Source organism: Polynucleobacter sp. JS-JIR-II-b4 (assembly GCF_018687815.1).
Lineage (GTDB): Bacteria > Pseudomonadota > Gammaproteobacteria > Burkholderiales > Burkholderiaceae > Polynucleobacter.
Map to the genome: position 1 here is coordinate 423,330 of NZ_CP061306.1, position 21,384 is coordinate 444,713.

Annotated in this window: 22 protein-coding genes and 1 pseudogene; 11 read left to right on the plus strand and 12 right to left on the minus strand. The window is 46.8% G+C overall.

Annotated features, from left to right (window positions below):
- Nucleotides 1-38 precede the first annotated feature (38 nt).
- Nucleotides 39-764 carry a pseudouridine synthase gene (locus tag ICV90_RS02170; protein WP_215359331.1) on the plus strand — a complete coding sequence of 242 codons (726 nt, stop codon included), beginning with the start codon at nucleotides 39-41 and terminating at the stop codon, nucleotides 762-764.
- 15 nt (nucleotides 765-779) lie between these two features.
- Entirely contained in the window at nucleotides 780-1,067 is a 288-nt protein-coding gene (locus ICV90_RS02175) for a 4a-hydroxytetrahydrobiopterin dehydratase (protein WP_215359333.1), read from the plus strand.
- On the opposite strand, the gene ICV90_RS02180 is transcribed toward ICV90_RS02175, so the two are convergent.
- Entirely contained in the window at nucleotides 1,068-1,283 is a 216-nt protein-coding gene (locus ICV90_RS02180; RefSeq protein WP_068322043.1) for a hypothetical protein, read from the minus strand.
- Between the two features lie 143 nt (nucleotides 1,284-1,426).
- Between ICV90_RS02180 and ICV90_RS02185 the strand changes: the two genes are divergently transcribed.
- The 4 genes from ICV90_RS02185 (at nucleotide 1,427) to ICV90_RS02200 (ending at nucleotide 5,212) form a co-directional block, all read left to right on the plus strand.
- Nucleotides 1,427-1,924 (plus strand): (2Fe-2S)-binding protein, encoded by a 498-nt coding sequence (locus ICV90_RS02185; RefSeq protein ID WP_215359335.1) that lies wholly within the window; start codon nucleotides 1,427-1,429, stop codon nucleotides 1,922-1,924.
- A gap of 10 nt (nucleotides 1,925-1,934) precedes the next feature.
- Entirely contained in the window at nucleotides 1,935-4,166 is a 2,232-nt protein-coding gene (locus ICV90_RS02190) for a xanthine dehydrogenase family protein molybdopterin-binding subunit (RefSeq protein WP_215359337.1), read from the plus strand.
- Between the two features lie 83 nt (nucleotides 4,167-4,249).
- Nucleotides 4,250-4,855 (plus strand): sulfite oxidase heme-binding subunit YedZ, encoded by a 606-nt coding sequence (locus ICV90_RS02195; RefSeq protein WP_215359339.1) that lies wholly within the window; start codon nucleotides 4,250-4,252, stop codon nucleotides 4,853-4,855.
- Between the two features lie 30 nt (nucleotides 4,856-4,885).
- Complete coding sequence (locus ICV90_RS02200; RefSeq protein ID WP_251367766.1) at nucleotides 4,886-5,212, plus strand: hypothetical protein; 327 nt, start codon at nucleotides 4,886-4,888, stop codon at nucleotides 5,210-5,212.
- Here ICV90_RS02200 and ICV90_RS02205 read toward each other — a convergent pair.
- Nucleotides 5,209-5,829: an SOS response-associated peptidase gene (locus ICV90_RS02205; RefSeq protein WP_215359341.1), complete on the minus strand. Its 621-nt coding sequence runs from the start codon at nucleotides 5,827-5,829 to the stop codon at nucleotides 5,209-5,211. The two genes, ICV90_RS02200 and ICV90_RS02205, sit on opposite strands and share 4 nt — an antisense overlap.
- Nucleotides 5,830-5,913: 84 nt before the next feature.
- Here ICV90_RS02205 and ICV90_RS02210 point away from each other — a divergent pair, with 84 nt between their 5' ends.
- On the plus strand, nucleotides 5,914-6,756 hold the full coding sequence (locus ICV90_RS02210) for a peptidylprolyl isomerase (RefSeq protein ID WP_251367767.1): 843 nt from the start codon (nucleotides 5,914-5,916) through the stop codon (nucleotides 6,754-6,756).
- Between the two features lie 66 nt (nucleotides 6,757-6,822).
- Here the strand turns inward: ICV90_RS02210 and ICV90_RS02215 are convergent.
- The 5 genes and pseudogenes from ICV90_RS02215 to fdxA all read right to left on the minus strand — a co-directional run bounded on the left by ICV90_RS02215 (nucleotide 6,823) and on the right by fdxA (nucleotide 10,981).
- A pseudogene (locus ICV90_RS02215) lies at nucleotides 6,823-8,183 on the minus strand (IS3 family transposase).
- 67 nt (nucleotides 8,184-8,250) lie between these two features.
- Nucleotides 8,251-8,739 carry a dihydrofolate reductase gene (locus ICV90_RS02220; RefSeq protein ID WP_215359343.1) on the minus strand — a complete coding sequence of 163 codons (489 nt, stop codon included), beginning with the start codon at nucleotides 8,737-8,739 and terminating at the stop codon, nucleotides 8,251-8,253.
- Between the two features lie 11 nt (nucleotides 8,740-8,750).
- Nucleotides 8,751-9,545, minus strand: a complete 795-nt coding sequence (locus tag ICV90_RS02225; RefSeq protein ID WP_215359345.1) for a thymidylate synthase — start codon at nucleotides 9,543-9,545, stop codon at nucleotides 8,751-8,753.
- Nucleotides 9,546-9,590: 45 nt separating this feature from the next.
- Entirely contained in the window at nucleotides 9,591-10,637 is a 1,047-nt protein-coding gene (locus tag ICV90_RS02230) for an NAD(P)/FAD-dependent oxidoreductase (RefSeq protein ID WP_215359347.1), read from the minus strand.
- A 20-nt stretch (nucleotides 10,638-10,657) separates the two neighbouring features.
- Nucleotides 10,658-10,981, minus strand: coding sequence for a ferredoxin FdxA (gene fdxA / locus ICV90_RS02235; protein WP_215359349.1), 324 nt, complete (start codon nucleotides 10,979-10,981; stop codon nucleotides 10,658-10,660).
- A gap of 119 nt (nucleotides 10,982-11,100) precedes the next feature.
- Here fdxA and ICV90_RS02240 point away from each other — a divergent pair, with 119 nt between their 5' ends.
- Nucleotides 11,101-12,117 (plus strand): D-glycerate dehydrogenase, encoded by a 1,017-nt coding sequence (locus ICV90_RS02240; protein ID WP_215359351.1) that lies wholly within the window; start codon nucleotides 11,101-11,103, stop codon nucleotides 12,115-12,117.
- A gap of 62 nt (nucleotides 12,118-12,179) precedes the next feature.
- Here the strand turns inward: ICV90_RS02240 and ICV90_RS02245 are convergent, their stop codons facing one another.
- The 5 genes from ICV90_RS02245 to ICV90_RS02265 all read right to left on the minus strand — a co-directional run bounded on the left by ICV90_RS02245 (nucleotide 12,180) and on the right by ICV90_RS02265 (nucleotide 18,249).
- The gene (locus ICV90_RS02245) at nucleotides 12,180-12,473 is read right to left on the minus strand and encodes a hypothetical protein (protein ID WP_072583151.1); all 294 of its coding nucleotides are present in this window, start codon (nucleotides 12,471-12,473) and stop codon (nucleotides 12,180-12,182) included.
- A 12-nt stretch (nucleotides 12,474-12,485) separates the two neighbouring features.
- Nucleotides 12,486-13,802, minus strand: a complete 1,317-nt coding sequence (gene glp / locus ICV90_RS02250; RefSeq protein ID WP_215359353.1) for a gephyrin-like molybdotransferase Glp — start codon at nucleotides 13,800-13,802, stop codon at nucleotides 12,486-12,488.
- Nucleotides 13,799-14,404 (minus strand): molybdenum cofactor guanylyltransferase MobA, encoded by a 606-nt coding sequence (gene mobA, locus ICV90_RS02255; RefSeq protein ID WP_215359355.1) that lies wholly within the window; start codon nucleotides 14,402-14,404, stop codon nucleotides 13,799-13,801. The genes glp and mobA overlap by 4 nt, the downstream gene beginning before the upstream one ends.
- A complete protein-coding gene (gene moaA, locus ICV90_RS02260) occupies nucleotides 14,404-15,531 on the minus strand; it encodes a GTP 3',8-cyclase MoaA (RefSeq protein WP_215359357.1) in 1,128 nt (375 codons plus the stop codon). The genes mobA and moaA overlap by 1 nt, the downstream gene beginning before the upstream one ends.
- A gap of 93 nt (nucleotides 15,532-15,624) precedes the next feature.
- Nucleotides 15,625-18,249, minus strand: coding sequence for an Rne/Rng family ribonuclease (locus ICV90_RS02265; protein ID WP_215359359.1), 2,625 nt, complete (start codon nucleotides 18,247-18,249; stop codon nucleotides 15,625-15,627).
- Between the two features lie 464 nt (nucleotides 18,250-18,713).
- Here ICV90_RS02265 and ICV90_RS02270 point away from each other — a divergent pair, with 464 nt between their 5' ends.
- Genes ICV90_RS02270 through sppA form a run of 3 tightly spaced genes read left to right on the plus strand, consistent with a single transcriptional unit; the run spans nucleotide 18,714 to nucleotide 21,379 of the window.
- Complete coding sequence (locus tag ICV90_RS02270; protein ID WP_215359361.1) at nucleotides 18,714-19,730, plus strand: RluA family pseudouridine synthase; 1,017 nt, start codon at nucleotides 18,714-18,716, stop codon at nucleotides 19,728-19,730.
- Nucleotides 19,731-19,738: 8 nt separating this feature from the next.
- The gene (locus ICV90_RS02275) at nucleotides 19,739-20,419 is read left to right on the plus strand and encodes an HAD-IA family hydrolase (RefSeq protein ID WP_215359363.1); all 681 of its coding nucleotides are present in this window, start codon (nucleotides 19,739-19,741) and stop codon (nucleotides 20,417-20,419) included.
- Between the two features lie 12 nt (nucleotides 20,420-20,431).
- Entirely contained in the window at nucleotides 20,432-21,379 is a 948-nt protein-coding gene (gene sppA / locus ICV90_RS02280; protein ID WP_215359364.1) for a signal peptide peptidase SppA, read from the plus strand.
- Nucleotides 21,380-21,384: the final 5 nt, after the last annotated feature.

The window sequence follows — 21,384 nt, forward strand, 5'->3', positions numbered from 1 at the left end:
CTCAAGGTGGGCTTGCTCTGTAGTATGCTCTGCAACATATGGCAAAACCCATCTCCCTCGAAAAAATTCTTTTTAGCCAAGGCTTTGGCACCCGTCGCTATTGCGGTGATTTAGTGTATGCCGAACTGGTAAAGGTGAATGGTGTGCTGGCTGAAGATCCAGAGGAGAGAGTTGCTACTGAAAGCCTGATCCTCAATATAGAAGGCAAAGACTGGGAGTATCACGAGAAGGCTTACCTTGCTTTTAATAAGCCGGCAAATTACGAATGCTCACATAAAACGACGCATCATCCTAGTGTTTATAGTTTGTTACCCAGCCCCTTTGTCGAGAGAGGGTTGCAATGTGTGGGCCGCCTAGACTACGACACTACTGGCTTACTCTTAATATCGGATGATGGTCAGTTTATTCATAAGATGACGACTCCGAAGAAAAACATTGGCAAGGTTTATGAAATCACTACACCTGAGCCCATTACGCAAAAACAAATCGATCATTTAATGAATGGTGTTGTGTTAGATGACGATCCTAAACCTTGCTTTGCTTCGGCATGTAAGCTAATTTCTGATCATGTGTTGGCGATGACGATTGTTGAAGGACGCTATCACCAGGTAAAACGCATGATGGCGGCAGTTGGTAATCATGTGGCTAAATTACACCGCACCGAAATTGGCGCATACCGTACGCCTGCAGATTTGAATGAAGGCGAATGGCGCTGGCTTTATCCAGAAGATTTAAAGCAACTTTCCCAAAGTGTTTCTTCTTAAAGGTAATCAATTTTGATGGTCGATAGCTTCGATTTGGAAAAAGAAGTTCCCTTATGGTCCTTGGACGCCAGTGGAAAAAGAATTGCGAGGGAGTTTGCCTTTGCAGACTTCAAACAGGCTTTTGAATTTATGACTCTTTGCGCTCAATATGCGGAAGAAATTAACCATCACCCGGATTGGTCAAACTCTTGGAATAAGGTCGCTGTGGAATTGAGCACACATTCAGCTGGTGCTTTAACTAAACTAGATATTCAGTTGGCAAAGGCAATGGATGCCTTTGCCTTCCAGGTGAAACAAGACTAATTAGTGCTCGTCGCCTTCATGTTCTTCTTCATTCATGCTCATGAGGATGGTGGCGAGCAAGCCATAAACCACCTCGGTGGAGATCATGCCATCTTCATCTAGCTCATCAATTAAGTCGTTTAATCGATCTTCTGTAGGTTCGTTGAGCAAGGTCATTGCACACTCGCACCCATAGTCAAAATCTTCATCGTTCTGGGTTTGGTTCTCTTCGGTCATATTTATCCTTAATTGAGATTTCAGGATAGCAAATTACTGCCTAATTCGATAGGGTTTTGCCCTAGGCTGAGCCATTTATGTGCGAGCGCAAAAAGTCTAGAATGATTTATAGTCTTTTGAAAAGAAAAACCATAGGAGACAACATGCAATTAGATATTAATGGTCAGATTCAGAATATTGATGTGGAGCCCAATATGCCCTTGTTATGGGCTATTCGAGAAGTGGTCGGGCTCACTGGTACGAAGTACGGCTGTGGTGTCGCTCAATGTGGGGCGTGTACTGTCTACCTCAATGGCGAGCCAGTCCGTTCTTGTTCAATTCCAGTGTCTGCTATTGGTAGTGCCAAAATCACTACTATTGAAGCGCTCTCAAAAAATAGTACGCATCCAGTACAACAAGCTTGGATTGCACTTGATGTTCCTCAGTGTGGTTATTGCCAATCTGGTCAGATCATGGCCGCTGCAGCGCTGTTAAAGCGAAACCCAAAGCCTTCTGATGCTGATATCGATAATGCAATGGGTAATCTTTGTCGTTGCGGAACCTATCAAAAGATTCGTGATGGGATTCATGTTGCTTCCGGTCAAAAGAAATTGGCAGATGTCTTGGCGCAATACAACGCCACTCCTGCAACCCGTGGTTAAGGAGAAAAATATGACTATCAAAAATAAAGCCTCCCATTTAGATAATTCTTCCCGCCGTGATTTCATCATCAAGGGCACAATGCTTGGCGGTGGGTTGATGTTGGGTATAGGGGTCCTTCCGGATTCAGTATATGCACAGGCTGGCCCTAAATATGATCCTAATACACCAACGCAGATTGGCGAGGCGGAAGTAAATGCTTGGGTCAGCATAAAGCCGGACGATGCTGTCTATATCAGAATCGCTCGATCCGAGATGGGGCAAGGAACACGCACAGGCCTTGCTCAGTTGGTCACAGAAGAGCTTGAGTGCAATTGGAAGAAGGTTAAAACTCAGTCAGCTACACCAGGGCAAAGTTTGGCGCGTAAGCGCGTTTGGGGTGAGCATGGTACTGGTGGTAGTCGTGGCATCCGGATTTCTGAAGACTATGTGCGTCGTGGTGCAGCCGCCGCACGCATCATGCTCATGCAAGCAGCTGCCAATCAATGGAGTGTGCCCGTTTCAGAATTGACTGTAGATAAAGGTGTGATTACTCATGTATCAACAGGACGTAAAACAACCTACGGCAAAGTGGCTGAGTTAGCTTCTACCTTAACGCCCCCTGACCCAAAGTCGATTACCTTACGGGATCCAAGAAATTGGAAAGTTGCCGGACAACCATATGCACGCTTGGATACGGCAAACAAAGTGAACGGATCTAAAGTCTATGGTGTTGATTTGCAACTTCCTGGCATGCTTTGCGCATCCGTAAAAGCTTGCCCAGTCTTTGGCGGAAAATTAGTAAGCTATGACGAAGCCAAGATCAAGGGTATGCGTGGGGTGAAGGGTGTGGTCAAGATTGATGACAGCACCCTTGCAGTAGTTGCTGATACCTGGTGGCATGCTAATAGTGCGCTACATGCTATGCCGATTGTTTGGGATGAAGGCAAGGCTGCTAGCGTTTCACAAGATGGCATCAATAAAATGCTGCGTGACGGCTTAGACGAGCAAGGAGATTTTTGGCAGCGTAAGGAGGGCGATGCACCTGCAGCCATCAATAGTGCTACTAAGAAAGTAGAGGCCATTTATTACACGCCTTATCGTGCGCACGTCACGATGGAGCCTATGAACGCTACTGTCAAAATCACAGGCGATCGGGCGGAGGCATGGGTTCCCACCCAAAATGGTGAGGGCTCACATGCCGCCTTATCAGAAGCGACTGGATTGCCACTGGCTAATTGCGAGGTATATAAATTAGATTCGGGTTGCGGCTTAGGTCGTCGTGGATCTATGCAAGATTTCACGACCTATGCAGCTAAAGTTGCACAAAAATTTCCTGGGATACCAGTCAAGGTCATTTGGAGTCGTGAAGAAGACATGACTCATGATTATTACCATCCTATTGCGATGGCAAAAATGACTGCTGGTATTGATAGTTCTGGCAACGTAACTGGCATGCATATCAAGGTTGCAGGCCAGTCGATTAATGCCACGTTGGCACCGCAGGCCATTAAAGATGGCAAAGATGAGCGTCAGCTCCAGGGCTTCTACGAGAAGGGCCCCGATGCTCAACTCGGCTATACCTTCCCCACGCTCTTGACTGAGTATGTAATGAAAAATACCCATGTGCCGGTTGGCCCATGGCGTGGCGTAAACACGAACCAGAACGGCATCTTCATGGAATGCTTTATGGATGAGTGTGCTAAAGCAGCAGGCAAGGATCCTGTGAAATTTAGACAGGCACTCATGCAAAGTCATCCAAAACATTTGGGTGTTCTTAATGCTGCCGCAAAAAAAGCGGATTGGGATAAGCCGTTGCCAGCTGGAACGTACCGTGGTGTTGCCCAGTTTATGGGTTATGCCAGCTACTCCGCTTGCGTTGCTGAAGTAACCGTGCAGAATAATGTGGTGAAAGTTACTCGCTTAGTATTTGCCTTAAATTCTGGCCATGTTGTTAATCCTTACTTAACACGTGAGCAAATTGAAGGTTCTGTAGCAATGGCATTGGGAGCCATTTTCTTGCCAGAGATCTCTGTAGAAAATGGCCGCATCAAACAGCAGAATCTCGATACCTACCCATTACTAAAACTATCTGCAACTCCAAGAATTGAAACAGTCTTGGTTCCTAGCTTTGACTTTTGGGGTGGAGTAGGTGAGCCAACAATCTGTGTGGTTGGCCCTGCTGTTGCAAATGCAATTTCTGCCGCAATTGGCAGGCCAGTGCGGAACTTCCCGTTGAGTAAGGAAGGGCTGAGTTTGGCTTAGGCTTCGCTTAAGTTTTAATCTGGTTGCAGTTTATAAAATTGACCCCATTGATTCTGAATTAATGGGGTCGTTTAATATGTCTTATGAAGTTTATTAAGACAACTGTCTTTCTGTTATCTCTTATACCTCTAGGTCGCTTGATGTGGCTGGGGGCTTATGAGGGTTTGGGTGCCAATCCGATTGAATTTATCACCCGCTCTACCGGTACATGGGCGCTAGTTTTTCTGTGTATTACACTGGCGATGACTCCTTTGCGCTTAATGACAGGTTTGATGGTTTGGATCAAGCTGCGTCGCATGGTAGGGCTCTTTTGTTTTTTCTACGCTGCCATCCACTTTTCGATTTGGTTCTGGTTGGATCAGAACTTAGATATTTGGTTCATGTGGAGCGATGTTGTAAAGCGCCCTTTTATTACGATGGGCTTTCTAACTTTGGTATTACTAACGCCCTTAGCATTGACATCAAATCAGTGGGCCGCGCGTCACTTGGGTAAGCGTTGGACAATATTGCACAAGCTTGTGTACTTGATCGCATGTACTGCCATCGTTCACTATTGGTGGCATAAGGCAGGTAAAAATGATTTAGGAACAGTCTCGATTTATGGGGCAGTTATTTTTCTATTGCTGATGTGCCGTATCCCAGCAGTCAGAAATGTTCTCCAGAGTTACCGAAGGAATTCGCTTGGATGAAGTAATGACTGCTGCCATACAATGGGCCTTATGAATACATTCTTCTCGAGGTTAAGTTCAGTTCTGTTATTGATGGGTGTTTTGGCTTGTTCTCAAACCCCTCCCCAGCCCCCTGGGTCTGATACTTTTTCCCCATATACCCCCCAGCAGATCCAGGGCTTTAATAAGCAAGCTCTGTCGCCGGTAGAGGGGCCATTTGGCCCGGTCGATCCAAGAGCAGAAGATGCTCGTATAGCTAAAGAGCGTGCATCGGATGCGAAATTTTACAATCAACCACAGGGTGAAGAAGAGGCTGAGACGCTAGAAACGCAATCAGTCGACCCCAATCAAGCCACGAAACCAGTCATTACTTTCTAGGCTAGGGTTAGCTTGGGAATAGAGTCTATTTGCAATAGCACTTGCGCTTCTTCAGGCGTGGCATTGAGCCATGCATTGAAGAGTTCGGGCCGCAAGGGAACTACAGTGCGTTTTTCATCTTCCGGTTTATGCATATGTTGCATCAATGGATGATTGCTAGCATCAATAGTGAGCATGGAAAATGAAACGATCAGTTCACCAGTTTCCGATTCAGTCCAGGTGTCCCAGATAGAGGCAATCGCCATTGGTTCGTGATTAGCTTGCTTGATAGCGGTTCGGACTGCTTTACCAGATTCATAATAAGGCTCATAAAAAGTATCCGCCAAGGCTAAGGCGTAATGCCGCTTTGTCCAGGCAAGCTTATAAGAAGGCTTTTCGGCTACCGTTTCAACTCTAGCGTTATAGGTTTTTCTGCCGAAGGTTTCTTCTTTAGCCCATGACGGCAATAAGCCAAAGCGTGCCAAACCAATTGCGGTGCGATCAGTATTGTGACTTTTGAGGACGATGGGTCCTGGATAAGTTGGGAATACATCATGAGCCGTTGATATCGGTAAATCGAGATCAAAGTGAGTTTTTACCCAATCAGTATTTACGGTAGTGAGGTATTGAACGCACATAGGCCTATTTTACTGTGGCTTATTCCAAATTGACCCATGCCTGCTGGTACTATTGAGGCTAAATTTTAGAAAGATATCCCCCTTATGAAACCTTTTGCTTCTGTATTAAATCCAATGTTAGCGCGCTTTATTGTTGCTGGCATGTTAACAAGCGCGCTTGTAGGTGGTGCCTATGCGCAGCAAAGTGGTTTGCCAATTAATGCAGCGGCATCTGTGAACGGAACCATCATTACTAACGACATGGTGGAGCAAGGAATTAAGGTTGCCGTTTCTCAGGGGCAAAAGGATTCTTCAGAATTGCGCAAAGTAGTGATTGAGAAGTACATTGAAGTGCTCTTACTTTCGCAGCAAGCGGAAAAAGATGGTTTAGCAAATTCAGAAAAAGCCAATACTCAACTGATGATGATCCGTCAGAACTATTTGGCAGATCTCGAGCTATCAACTTATATGGCTAAAAACCCAATCACTGACGCAGATGTCCAAGCTGAATACAACAAAGAGGTGTCTTCCTTAGGTCCTCAAGGCATGATTGTCGAATACAAGTTGAGCGATATTGCAGTGGCTAGTGAGGCAGATGCTCAAGCAGCGTTAGCGCGCATTAAAAAAGGCGAGCCATTTGATAAGGTTGCCAAGAGCGTCTCCTTAGCTCCGAATAAGGTGCAGGGCGGTGCTGTAGGTTGGGTTCAGCCTGGTCAGGTGGCCCCAGAATTAGCCTCCGTGTTGATAACCCTTTCTAAAGGCCAGGTTTCACCTGCGCCAATTCAGATGCAGCAAGGCTGGTTTTTAATCAAGTTGGAGGACAAAAAATCGAGCAAGCCACCAGCATTCGAACAAGCCAAGGCTGCTATTCGTGCAGGCATGACACAAAGAAAGCAATACGAGTTCTTGGGTCAGATTGCAAAAGATGCAAAGATTGTCGTTCAGTAAAAGAACAATGCTTTCCTGTGAAAAAGGACTCTTAGTGAACTGCACCCCAAAAGTTGGACAGTTTGGTTAGGTTAGCACGAGGGATTGAGTTCGGTATTGCACTGGACTTAATCCCTTTTTTTTGCTTGATTCGATCGTGGTTGTAGTAGCGGATATATGCATGCAGCCCTTGTTTAAATGATTCAATGGTCTCAAACCTCTTCCGATAGAAGAACTCGGTTTTCATAATCCCAAACCAGTTCTCCATCACGGCGTTATCTAAGCAATTACCTTTTCTAGACATGCTTTGAGTAATGCCTTGCTTCTTTAGGGCTTGTTGATAAAACCCCATCTGATATTGCCAGCCCTGGTCTGAGTGCAGCAGCGGTTTATCAGCCTGCTTGAGATGCTTAAAAGCACTACTAAGCATGGTAGTCACCATACTCAGTTGAGGCTGATCACCAATCTCATACGAGACGATCTCTTGGTTGTAGAGGTCTAGGATGGGTGAGAGATAGACCTTTTGCCCTCTGATGCTGAACTCCGTCACATCAGTGACCCACTTTTGATTGGGCTTGCTAGCTGCAAAGTTGCGCTCTAACAAGTTGGGCGCTACTTTACCCACAGACCCCTTATACGAGCGATATCGCTTAGGGCGTACAGTCGATTTGAGCCCTAGTTGCCCCATGAGCTTTTGCACGGTCTTGTGGTTTAAGTATTCATGTTGATTGCGTAGCTCTAAGTGGACTCGCCGATAGCCATAGCGTCCTTGGTGAGCATTAAAGATGGCATTGATCTGGGTTTTGGTATCAGCATAGGGATCAGCCTGACTGCCGGCTTTTTGCCAGTAGTAATAGACGCTTTTAGGCATTTGGGCTGCAAGCAAAATAATTTGCAATGGATGGTGCTGCCTTAACTCAGTAATTACTTGGGCTTGTTCTTGCTTGCCAAGTGCTTTTGCTGGGCTAAGGCTTCGAGCTTTTTTAGATAAGCGTTCTCCACTTCTAAATACTGCGCTTTGCGCAGTAACTCTTCATGTGTGAGTGAAGTTAAGGGCTTGGCAAGCAAGGCCTTAATATCGCTAGGTTTTGACATGGGCGGCCGTCCCTTGGGCTTAGGTTCTAGGGCTGTGATACCGCCTTCATTGTAGAGGCGTTGCCATACTAGTACCGAGCTTGGGGCTGGGATATTAAAGTGGGCTGCAGTTTGGTTCACCGAGAGCTGGTGTTGCTCCATATGCTGCAAGACTGATAGCTTAAAACCACTTGAGTACTGGATGTAACTCTTATTGAGACTCTTTTGCCCATGGGCCTTAAAAAAGCATGAACCCATTTGCGAACGTAAGCGTATTTAACACCATACTGATCTGCAATGGCTTTAAAACCGCCTTTATCAGATAGATAATGCTCAATGACTGCTAGCTTGAACTCTTTGCTGTATTTGGACATGAAAACTGCACCTTAGAGGGTTGGACGAATGTCCAACTTTTGGGGTGCAGTTCATAGGAGTCCTTTTTTATTTGCGCTCTAGTGTAATGAAGCTAAAGGTAATATTACCTTCTGATCCAGGAGTGCGTTCTACTTCTTTCCAATCTGATGCATTGGGAACCGTAAAGAAAGTATCACCACCATCAATGTCCATATCAATCTCAGTAATATAGAGTCGGTCTGCTTTCGGAAAGGCCTGCGTGAAGAGTTGCTCACCACCAATGACAAAAACACGTGGGAACTCACTTAAGCTATTCAGGGCTTCATCGAGTGATCCAACTAATTCACCACCAGTAGCTTGATAGGTTGCATTGCGGCTCACTATGATGTTGCGACGTCCAGGAAGTGGGCGTCCAATGGATTCCCAAGTTTTACGACCCATGATTACTGGATGCCCCATGGTGACGCGCTTAAAGAACTGCAAATCAGCCGAGATCTTCCAAGGCATTTGATTGTCGCGGCCAATTACGTGATTGCGTGAGCGTGCAACAATCATAGAAATAGTAGGTTGAGTCATGATTACGATTCTTAAATGGCTACAGGAGCTTTAATGTGAGGATGAGATTCATAGCCGTCGATTTCGAAGTCTTCAAACTCGTAATCAAAGATTGAATCAGGCTTACGCAAAATATTAAGCTTAGGCAAAGAGAAAAAATCTCTCGATAGCTGAAGTTCTACTTGTTCAAGATGATTGCTATACAAGTGACAGTCACCACCAGTCCAAATGAAGTCTCCCACCTCCAGATTACATTGTTGCGCCATCATGTGCGTCAGTAAAGCGTAGCTAGCAATATTAAATGGCACGCCTAAAAAAATATCAGCGCTGCGTTGATAGAGTTGGCAGGACAATTTGCCATCGGCAACATAGAACTGAAAGAAAGCATGGCAAGGTGCTAAAGCCATGCGGGGAATATCTGCTACGTTCCACGCAGAAACAATAATGCGACGTGAGTCTGGATTCTTTTTGATCGTCTCAACCACCTCAGAGATTTGATCGATGTGCTGACCATTCGGCGCTGGCCATGAGCGCCACTGATAACCGTAGATAGGACCTAAATCACCATCGGGTGCTGCCCATTCGTTCCAGATAGATACGCCGCGCTCTTTCAGCCAGTTATTGTTCGTGCTGCCTTTGAGGAACCAGAGTAATTCATAGATGATGGACTTCAGGTGAAGCTTCTTGGTGGTTACCATGGGGAAACCATCGGCCAAGTTAAAGCGCATCTGGTGTCCAAATACGGAGACCGTGCCAGTTCCAGTTCTGTCGGACTTTTGAACCCCCTTGGCGAGGACTTCTTTCATGAGATCGTGATATTGATGCATATGGATTGGCTAAAAGTGGTTATGTATTAACGAATTAAGGATAGCTTACTCGAATGTGGGCGACTTCACCCCGAGAGCCTTGTGAAGCTTGGGGGAAGTAGTCGTATATTGCAGTTGAATCTGCTTTTCTGGGTTCAGGTACGAAGCTGCTGCAAAGGCAGCCAGGGCGGCCTCATGAAAGCCTGACAGAATTAGCTTCTTCTTGCCTGGGTAAACATTGATATCACCAACGGCATAAATTCCAGGGATGCTGGTTTGAAATTTTTCTGTATCAACACAGATTTGTTTGCGATCGATATTCAGGCCCCACTCTGCAATCGGACCCAGCTTAGGGGAGAGTCCGTAAAACACCAAAAGATCATCGAGTGGGATCTGTTTTGCTTCGCCATCAATATTGGTGAAGGTGATCTCAGAAAGCAGGCTATCTTTCGCTTCAAAAGCGCTCACCTGACCAATCAACAGTTGCATCTGGTTGCTAGCGCAAAGTTCACGCATTCTCGCAATCGATTTTGGCGCAGCCTTGAAGTCATCGCGACGATGAATCAATGTGACGCTAGAGGCAATCTCAGAAAAATGAATCGCCCAATCTAGTGCTGCATCGCCACCACCACAAATCACAATTCTTTTGTCTGTAAATTGCTCAGGATTTTTAGCGTGGTAGAAAACCTGCTTTCCCACAAAGGCATCAATGCCTTCAAGGTTGATGGTACGGGGCTGGAAGGCCCCTACGCCACCAGCAATAAAGACAGTTTTACTGAGGAAGTGATTGTCTAGTGAGGTGCAAACAAGAAAGCGTCCATCAGCCTGACGTTCAAGCTTGCTAACTTCTTGACCCAGATGAAATTGAGCGTTGAAGGGTTCAATCTGTTTGAGTAAATTATTGGTGAGTTCGCGTCCAGTGCACACTGGAATAGCAGGAATATCGTAGATGGGTTTATCTGGATAAAGTTCAATGCATTGACCACCAATCTCTGGGAGTGAATCAATGACATGCGTTTTAATTTCCAGGAGACCTAATTCAAAAACCTGAAAGAGACCCACGGGACCGGCGCCAATGATGACGGCATCAGTTTCTATGGGTGTATTCGACACAAATTTCTTTGGTTAGAAAATTACTTTACTAGCTGATCAAGTTTGTTTTTAACGTCTTTCCATTCTTCAGCATCTGGAAGAGCAGCTTTGGACTTGGTAATCGATGTCCAAGAAGGAGAGAGATCTGCGTTCAATTTGATAAATGTCTGTTGATCACCAGGTACGTCGTCTTCAGCATAAATTGCATTTACTGGGCACTCGGGTACACAAACCGCGCAGTCAATACATTCGTCTGGATCAATGACTAAAAAATTGGGGCCTTCGCGAAAGCAGTCAACTGGACAAACATCAACGCAGTCGGTGTATTTGCAACGGATACAAGCTTCGGTAACAACGTAAGTCATGGCGGTTTTGTTTCAAGAGCCCCAAAAAGCTGGGTGCTAAGTTATAAAAACTCAATTTTAGCTGAAATAGCCTATTTTTCAGGCGAAAGGGTCTATTTAGTTGAGGTAAAGTTCCCACTATGAATACCCAGTCAAATAAGCACGCTAGCAAGCAAAAACCCAGAATCCTGGTTGCAAGAGCCATTTTCCCAGAGGCTTTGGCTAAATTAGAGGAATCTTATCAGGTTCGGTCCAATCAAGAGGATAGGATTTTTAGTCCCGAAGAGTTGCAAAAAGAACTCTCTGGGGTTGTAGGGGCTTTAGTTGCTGGTAGCGAAAGAATTGATGCAAACGCCTTAATGCATGCCAAAGATCTAAAAATTGTGGCCAATATTTCTGTGGGCTATAACAATTTTGATGTGCCGGCAATTACTGCTGCAGGTGTGATGGCTACGAATACTCCGGATGTATTAACAGACACTACCGCTGATTTTGGTTTTGCGTTACTCATGGCAACAGCAAGACGTATTACTGAATCCGAGCATTGGGTGCGTGCAGGTCAGTGGGATAAGTGGTCGATTGTGAATAATCCACTTGGTATGGATTTGCATCACAGCACAGTGGGCATTATTGGTATGGGGCGTATTGGCCAAGGAATTGCTAAGCGTGCTTTAGGTTTCGGAATGAATGTGATTTATCACAATCGCAGCCATTTATCTGAGGCTGATGAAAAGGCCTGTGGCGCTAAATATGTTTCTAAAGAAGAATTACTTCGCACCGCTGATCACGTAGTTCTAGTGTTGCCTTATAGTGCCCAGAGTCATCATACAATTGGCGCTAAAGAAATTGCACTCATGAAGCCGACTGCAACCCTGATAAACATTGCCCGTGGTGGCATTGTGGATGATGCGGCGCTGGCTCAAGCTCTCAAGGAGAAGCGAATCTTTGCTGCTGGCTTAGACGTGTTCGAAGGAGAGCCTAAAGTACATCCCGAACTATTGAAATTGAGCAACGTTGTGCTTGCTCCACACATTGCTAGCGCCACAGAAAAAACACGTAGAGCAATGGTGGATTTAGCAGTGGATAATTTACGTACAGCGCTTGATGGAAAAAAACCACCTAGCCTCATTAATGCAGAAGTCTATGCAGTTAAGTAAAAAATAAAGCCGAGTCATACTCGGCTTTATTGCTTGAAGGTTAGCTTCGAATCTTGAGGCGCTTATTCAGCGTCAATTTCTTCTGGCAATTCGCGTAACGCTAATTCAATACCGCCAAATTTTCCAGCAACCCAGTTATAGACTTTGCAGGCAATCCACAACAACCCAAATCCGAGTAGGGCGTTAAGAATGAGTGCTGACAGCACAGTAAATCCAGGGATTGCGCCGTCACGTATGAAGGCTACAAAGAGGGCCAGCAACACGATTGGTACAGAGAAGCAGAGGTAAACCAAAACCAAGGTTTTGGCAGTATGCATAGGGTCTAGAAAGACGAGTTCTTTTTTGCTAAGTTTCATGATGACGCAATCTTAAAGCAGTCCATCAAAAAGCGCTATATCTACCCAGTCTCCAGCGGCAACATTTCCTTGTTCATGACCTAGGATCACAAAGCAATTAGCCTCACTCATCGAGCGCAAAATTCCGGCACCTTGGCTGCCAGTTAGTCGTACTGTTGGCTTGCCATCAGCCCCACGCCCCAGAATAGCGCGTTGAAATTCTGTTCGACCTGGCTTTTTCCGAATAGGAGCTTCGGCAATAGCTTGGGTAAGAGGCGGTTCAGTTTGATTGGCGCCATTGAGCTGCAGAAGTGCTGCACGGACAAATTGATAGAAGGTCACCATCACTGCTACGGGATTCCCGGGCAGACCAAAGAAAAGGGTTTTACGAGCAGGGGAATTTCCAGCTACTGGCTTAAGAACTCCAAAGGCCATGGGACGTCCTGGGCGCATGGCGATTTTCCAAAAGCCGACATCGCCCAACTCTTGCATGATCTGTTTCGTGAAATCTGCTTCACCAACCGAAACGCCCCCAGAAGAAATCAATACATCTGCTTTGCTAGCTGCCTCGATAAAGGCTTGCTTCAAAGAGGCGGGGTCATCGCGCACAATGCCGCAGTCAATGATTTCTAAATTCAGGCGATTGAGTAAACCAGTAAGGCTGTAGCGGTTGCTGTCATATATGCTGCCTGCATCCAATGCTTGACCAAGCGCACGCAACTCATCACCTGAAGACAGAATAGCCACCTTAAGTTTGCGCCTTACGGGTAAGGGGGTAATACCCAGTGACGCGGCTAAGCCCAGATCAGAAGGGCGCAGTAAGCGTCCAGCGGCGATTGCAGGCTTACCTTTTTGAAGATCTTCGCCACGCAGACGACGATTCTCGCCAGGCTTTAATTGATCTTGCCTAAACTCAATCGTAAGCTCATCTTTTGTGGCTGTGAATTCTTGTGGAATGACGGTATCGCAACCAGTAGGCATCAGAGCGCCGGTCATGATCTTCAGGCATTCTCCAGCTCCAATACTGCCGTCATAAGGCTTGCCTGCAAGCGCTGTGCCAACCACTCTTAATGAAATAGATGGATTGCTTGTATCGAGGCATTTGCCATCAAATGCATAACCATCCATCGCAGAATTGTCGGCAGCCGGAACATCGATGGGTGAAAGTAAGTCAGCCGCCAATATCCGATTAATCGCCTGATCCAATGGAGCGGTTTCAATATCTGCGGAATCATTCATTGCTGCAGCTTCTTGAATGAGATCCTCTACTAATGCAGCAATTGCCTTACGCGCATCATCAACATGCAGCGACGAGGTCAAAAGAATTGGTTGGTTTGGGGAGCGACTCATGCCGATACTTCTTCTAAGGACTTTAGCTCTTCAGGTGTATTTACATTGGCAAAAGCTTGAGAGTCATCAAATATAACGGTGCTGCTCCGTAACTCTTTAAACCAGCGATCAATTTTGAGATCTTCTTTTTGGAGAAATTGATTCAATGCATCCTGTAAGTTACTCTGCATGAGGCAAAAAACAGGCTGCGCCCATACCTTGCCATTGATCTCTTTGGTGGAGGCGTACACCAACTGAAAATCACCCCGCTCCATCTCGGCAATTAATGACTCTGCGAGATGATTGGGTAGCAAAGGTGAGTCGCAAGGCGAGGTAAGGAGGTAAGATGTCTTGCAGGCCTTCAGGCCTGCGGAGAAGCCTGCTAGCGGCCCTGAAAAATCTGGCGTCTCATCCATGATCACTGGGTATCCATAGCTCGCATACTTTGTGATGTTGCGATTGGCATTAATCACAATGGTTTGCACCTGTGGCTTAAGCTTTGCAATAGCTGACTCAATGAGTGGTTTGCCGTGAAAAGGAATCAGTCCCTTATCAATGCCACCCATACGTTGCGCACGTCCGCCAGCAAGTATGAGTGCAGTGATGTCTTTAGTGGAAATCATTAACCACCAATATAAGACATTTCAACCTTGCGGTTGCCGGATAACAGATTCGCGGTATGTGAACCCCGAATTTCGGAATAGTGATCGTCGCGAGTGGACCAGGTATTCATTACCGCGTTGGCAATTTCTAAATCACTCATGCCAGAGCGTAATAAGGTTTTGAAATCAAAACCTTCATTGGCAAAGAGGCAGAGATACATTTGTCCATCAGTCGAGATACGAGCTCTAGAGCATTCATGACAGAAAGTTTGGGTAACGCTGGAGATCACGCCAATCTCACCTGAGCCATCGACATAACGCCAGCGCTGTGCGACTTCACCGGTGTAGTTAGCCTCTACTGGCTCTAAAGGAAAAGCTTCATGAATTCTGGCAATCACTTCTTTAGACGGAAGTACCTGTTCCATATTCCAGCCATTAGAGCTGCCCACATCCATAAATTCAATAAAACGCAGAATGACGCCACTGCCTTTAAAGTGCTTAGCCATCGCAACAATCTCATGATCGTTGGTACCTTTTTTCACCACCATATTGACTTTGATATTTTGGAAGCCCGCTTCTTGGGCTGCGGCAATGCCATCGAGCACATCGGCAACTGGGAAGTCAACATCATTCATTTTTTTGAAGATGGCGTCATCTAGACCATCGAGACTGACTGTCAATCTTTGCAGGCCGGCAGTTTTTAGTGCAGCAGCTTTCTTGCGCAAGATGCTGCCGTTAGTAGTGAGGGTGAGGTCGAGTGCTTTATCTTCTGGAGTGCGCACTTTGGCCAACATCTCAATAAGTACCTCTAAGTTCTTGCGCAGCAAAGGCTCGCCACCAGTCAGTCTAATTTTTTCAACGCCCAAAGCAGCGAAGATAGAGGTGAGGCGAGTAATTTCTTCAAAGCTCAGTAATTCTTTATGAGCTAGGTAGGGATAGTTTTGATCGAATACTTCCTTAGGCATGCAATAGGTGCAGCGAAAGTTGCAGCGATCGGTCACGGAGATACGCAGATCTCTTAGGGTGCGCCCCCGAGTATCTTTGGTATGACTATGCGGCGTGATGAGTTGGGCGCCAATAGATGGCGTCAGGCCTTTGCCTTCATCAATGCGTATCGGAATTACTTTAGGGTTTACTTTTTCAACCATGCTCTCAATTATGGCTGTGAAACGGGGTTTCTGCCAAACCGCCAAATATCCTTTTGGGATAAATGGCGGTCTGGAGAAAAGCTTAAATAAGCGTTAAACCGTTTTTTCTTGGCCGCCGGTTTCAACTAAAACCATTGGGCCATCAGGAAGGCTTGCAGCCGGTTTAGGTGCTCTGCCCAAGTTATGAGCAACAGGCTCTGCCTGAATCTGGCTTTGAGCGTCAGCATGCTTTGAAGAGTCGGTAGCGACCCAAATCATGCCGGCTGATTGCACAACGCTATGCAACGAAGTTTCTTCAAGCGCCTGGAAGGCAACTTTAGGAAGTTCTGGTGCAGGTTTAGCGATGACCTCTAACGGAGCAGCCGCAACAGCGACTGGAGCTGGAGCAGATGCAGGAGCAGAGTTTTGTGCGGGACGATTTGATTGACGTGGAGCACGTGGTGCGCGCTCTGGCCTTTCTTGTTTCTCTACTGCAGGTTTTGCGTTGCCAAAGCTGTTCGCGATGTTCTGAATTGGCATGCTTGCTGATGCGCCAGCCATTCCTACAGGAGGGCCTGCAAATGGACTTGCGGACACAGCAGTTGCAGGTGTGTTGGTAACATCATTGCCGCCTTCTGTGCGTTCACCACGTTGACCGCGACCACGACCGCGACGATTGCGACCACGACCGCGACGCTCTTCACCATCGGTGCCTGGAGTAGTTTCGCTACCAGGAGCGGCTTCAGTTGCAGGAGTTACTGCTGCTGGATTGGCTTGATTGCGGTTCCCATCTTGACGTTCTGGCTTTGGACCATTTTGATTGCCTTGATTGCGGTTGCCGTTTCGATTGTTGCGGTTACGGTTGTTGTTAGCGCCTTCTGCCGGAGCACCTTCGGCTGCAGCAACTGCTGGGCGCTCAGTACGCTCACCACGGCGGTTGCGACCGCGATTGCGATCGTTGCCATTACGACCTTGATTACGGCCACGTGGATTGCTTGGCGCGGGCTTTTCTTCAACTGCTGGAGCTGAGGCGAAAAGCTTCTTAATAAATCCAAAGAAGCCGCCAGAACTTTCAGTCGCCACTTTTTCAGTACGTGCAGGACGTGGCTGGCTAACTGGCGCAGGTTGTGTTGGCGTGATTCCCTTGACCGCTGCTTCTGGACGTACTTTTACATCGGCATCTTTTTTGCTAACTGTCGTGTCTGTCTCGAGTTCGCGAGCAGCCTCTTCCGCCATCACATAACTAGCTTTTTGATCGTCAAGACGAGGATCGTCATGGCGCAAACGCTCAAGCTTGTAATGTGGAGTTTCTAAATGCTTGTTAGGAACCATCAAGACGTTCACTTTGAAGCGAGTCTCGATCTTGATGACTTCAGCACGTTTTTCATTCAAAAGGAAGGCAGCCACTTCGACTGGTACCTGTGTATGAATCGCTGCTGTGTTTTCCTTCATTGCTTCTTCTTGGATGATGCGCAGAACTTGCAATGCAGAAGATTCAGTATCGCGAATGTGACCAGTGCCGTTACAACGTGGGCAGGTTACATGGCTACCTTCAGACAATGCAGGGCGCAAACGCTGACGTGACATTTCCATCAAGCCAAACTTGGAGATCTTGCCCATCTGAACGCGCGCACGGTCATGACGCAGAGCATCACGCAAACGATTCTCAACATCTTTCTGTGCTTTGCTCGATTCCATATCAATGAAGTCGATCACGATCAAGCCACCCAAGTCACGTAAACGTGCTTGACGAGCGATTTCATCGGCAGCTTCTAAGTTGGTACGAGTAGCAGTCTCTTCAATATCAGAGCCACGGGTTGCGCGTGCCGAGTTAACGTCCACTGAAACCAAGGCTTCAGTGTGGTCGATCACGATTGCGCCGCCAGATGGCAGTGGCACAGTGCGTGAGTAAGCAGTTTCAATTTGATGCTCAATTTGGAAGCGAGAGAACAAAGGCACATCATCTTGATAGCGCTTTACTCGTGGCAAATTGTCAGGCATCACTACAGACATAAATGCTGCAGCTTGTTCGTAGATGTCATCGGTATCGATGAGGATCTCACCAATATCAGGCTGGAAGTAATCGCGAATTGCGCGAATCACCAAGCTGGATTCGAGGTATATCAATAGTGGAGCAGAGTTGCCTTTGGCAGCTTCATCAATCGCTGTCCACAACTGCATGAGATAGCTTAAATCCCATTGCAATTCAGTAGCGTCGCGACCAATACCGGCTGTACGAGCAATGATGCTCATGCCATCTGGTACTTGTAATTGGGACATTGCTTCACGGAGTTCTTGACGGTCTTCACCTTCAATACGGCGGGAAACACCACCTCCACGTGGGTTATTTGGCATTAATACCAAATAACGGCCCGCTAAGGAGACAAAAGAGGTGAGGGCAGCGCCTTTTTGGCCGCGCTCTTCTTTTTCTACCTGAACAATGATTTCTTGGCCTTCGCGCAAAGCATCCTTGATGGAAGCATTGCGAACGTCAACACCTTCTTTAAAGTAGGTACGGGCAACTTCTTTAAATGGCAGGAAGCCATGGCGTTCTTCGCCGTAATTTACAAAGCAAGCTTCGAGCGAGGGCTCAATGCGAGTAATAACACCTTTGTAAATATTGCCTTTGCGTTGTTCACGACCGGCAGCTTCGATATCAATATCGATGAGTTTTTGACCATCGACGATGGCAACTCGCAACTCTTCTTGTTGAGTTGCATTAAACAACATGCGTTTCATAACACTCTCCTATGGGGGAGGGCGTCGTTGCGCGCTGCGTTAGGGGACAAGTTAGATGCCGCTTAGGACTAAGCCCAAGGCGGTATATGAGTGTGGATCATGCAAATCTAGGCATTTTTTGCCTAGTTCACCAGCTTAACTGTTGGTTAATTTGGTGCCACACTTGACGATCGCCGCAGAGACCTCCTTTAGGTCATCAATGCAGGCGCGCGCCTGAAAACTGTCTTCTAATCGCGGGTCGCGGCATACGGCACACCAACCCTGCGCCTCATTACAACGGGGGAGGGGCAACCCCGGGAGTCTTTTAAAGGGCGACTCCAAGCTCCACGATTCAAACCTGACTTCAGGTTGGTCTCGGGCCAATAAATTGGCTAGAGCGTTGATTATACGGCACAAGTTGCGTGACAATGGGGTATTGTTGAGTCCCTTGTCATCCCCTGGTGGGGTCACAAGAGAGATAAATCATGAAATCCGAACCCATTTCCAAGCCTTTAATGGTAAAAACGCCCTCTACTTCAGTGCCTGCTGCAGTGCATCTTCAGACCATTGGTCCCGAAGAGGCCGGTCAGCGCTTGGATAACTATCTATTACGCTGGGCCAAAGGGGTTCCTAAAAGCCACGTTTATCGAATCATTCGATCTGGCGAGGTTCGGGTCAATAAAAAGCGGGCTGAGCCAACCACCCGTCTGATTGAGGGTGATGTGGTCCGCCTCCCCCCAGTTCGAATTGCTGAACCAGCCCAAATGGCTGCGGTCAATAGTGCTCAAACTAAATCTCGGGCGCATGGCTATTCAGACAAAATGCCCATCCTTTTTGAGGACGAAGCCCTCTTAATAGTGAATAAGCCAGCAGGTTTAGCAGTGCATGGTGGCTCAGGTATCGCCCTTGGGGTAATTGAGACTCTGCGCATTACCCGCCCCGAACTCAAGTTTTTGGAATTGGTTCATCGTTTGGATCGTGATACGTCAGGAGTTTTACTCTTGGCTAAAAAACGGAGCGCTTTAGTGGAATTGCACCGTCAAATTCGTGAGGGACAAACTGACAAGCGCTATTACTTACTTGCACATGGCGAAATCGTGCAAGGCGCTCAAACCATGCAACTCAAATATCCATTGCATAAATACCTGCTGCCTAACGGCGAGCGCCGCGTTCGGGTTGATCCAGATGGCATACCAAGTCACACTTCTTTAAGGGTGACTAAAGCGCTCAAGCGTGAGGGCGCGTCAATCACGCTGGCTGAGGCGCAACTGAAGACAGGGCGCACTCACCAAATCCGAGTTCATTTGCAAAAGCTGGGTCACGCAATTTTGGGTGATGATAAATATGGCTTTGAGGATTTGGATAAGGTGGTTAAATCCAAACGCTTATATCTACACGCTCATTTGGCTGGTTTTACACACCCACGTACTGGCGAAAAGATGCGGATTGAATCGCCATTACCTGCAGAATTTGCGGCCATGATAAAAACCTTTGAGCAGTAAATATCAGAATGTCTCAAGTAAATAAATCAAATCGACCTTATGACCTGATTGTGTGGGATTGGGATGGAACCATCATGGATTCCACGCCAACCATCGTGCATTGTATTCAGCAAGCCTGTCGCGATTTAGGATTTAAGGCTCCTGATGACACGTTAGCCAGTTCAGTAATTGGTTTAGGAATTCAGGATTCATTGCGCAGAGCAGTGCCATGGATAGAGCCGGCCCATTTTCCAAAACTGACAGAGCGTTTTCGTTATCACTACTTAGCAAAAGATCATGAGCTTGATTTATTTGTTGGCATTCGAGAGCTCTTAGAAGAGCTGCATGCTAAACAATATTTATTGGCTGTTGCCACTGGGAAGTCGCGCGTCGGATTAGATCGCTCGCTCGGGCATCATCAGATCGGCCATCTCTTTCATGAGACTCGTACGGCTGACGAATCTTTTTCTAAGCCTCATCCAGCAATGTTGTTGGAGCTATCGGATGTCACCCAGGTGCCGACCCGTCGTATGCTCATGATTGGCGATACGACCCATGACTTAGATATGGCAGCGAATGCTGGAGTAGATGCGGTAGCGGTAACTTATGGTGCCCACCCGCCCGATACTTTAAAAGCCTCGCCATCATTGGCGCATGTGGATGATGTCGCGCAACTTTCTCAATGGCTTAAAAATAACCTGCAACACTAAGAAAGTAAAAAGATGGAAAACAACCCAAATCCCAATTGGGAACGTCAAGCTCTCGAACATCTCTTATTGGAGAATTTAAAAGAGACCCGTAAGGCACGTCGTTGGAAGGCGGTATTGCGAGTACTTACTTTGCTAGTCATTGTTGGTGCACTACTTTCAATATTTGACTTTCATCTTCCAGGCAAGGGCATGGGGGTTGAAAAACACACCGCCTTAGTAACTCTTGAGGGGGAAATTTCTTCCAGCTCGATGGCTAATGCGATGGATATCAATTCATCCCTACTATCTGCATTTGAAAATGAACATAGTGCCGGAGTTGTATTGCGCATCAATAGTCCTGGGGGCTCTCCAGTTCAAGCCGGCATGATCAATGATGAGATTCACCGCTTACGCAAGCTTTATCCCAAGAAGCCGTTTTATGTCGTAGTTGAAGACATTTGCGCGTCTGGAGGTTACTACGTTGCAGTAGCTGCAGACCAAATCTTGGTTGATAAAGCCAGTCTGGTGGGTTCGATTGGCGTGATTATGGAAGGCTTTGGTTTTACAGGCCTAATGGATAAGTTGGGTGTGACTCGTCGCATGATTACTTCGGGCTCTAATAAAGGCATGATGGATCCGTTTAGCAAAGAAAACCCAAAGCAGGTTGAAATGGTCAAGACCATGATTGATGAGATTCACCAGCAATTTATTGCGGTTGTGAAAGAGGGTCGTGGCGATCGCTTAAAAGACGTGCCGGATTTATTTTCTGGTCGCATCTGGAATGGCGAGCAAGCTGTGAAAATTGGCTTGGCCGATGGTTACGGTACTGTCGATACAGTTGCGCGCGATATCTTTAAAGCGCCCGATATTCTGGACTACACCATGAAAGAGAATTTCGCGGAGCGTGTTGCTAAACGCTTTGGTGCGGAGGCTGGTGCAGCTGCTGGTAAAGCTTTAGTGAAGACACCAGACTTAAAGTAAAAATA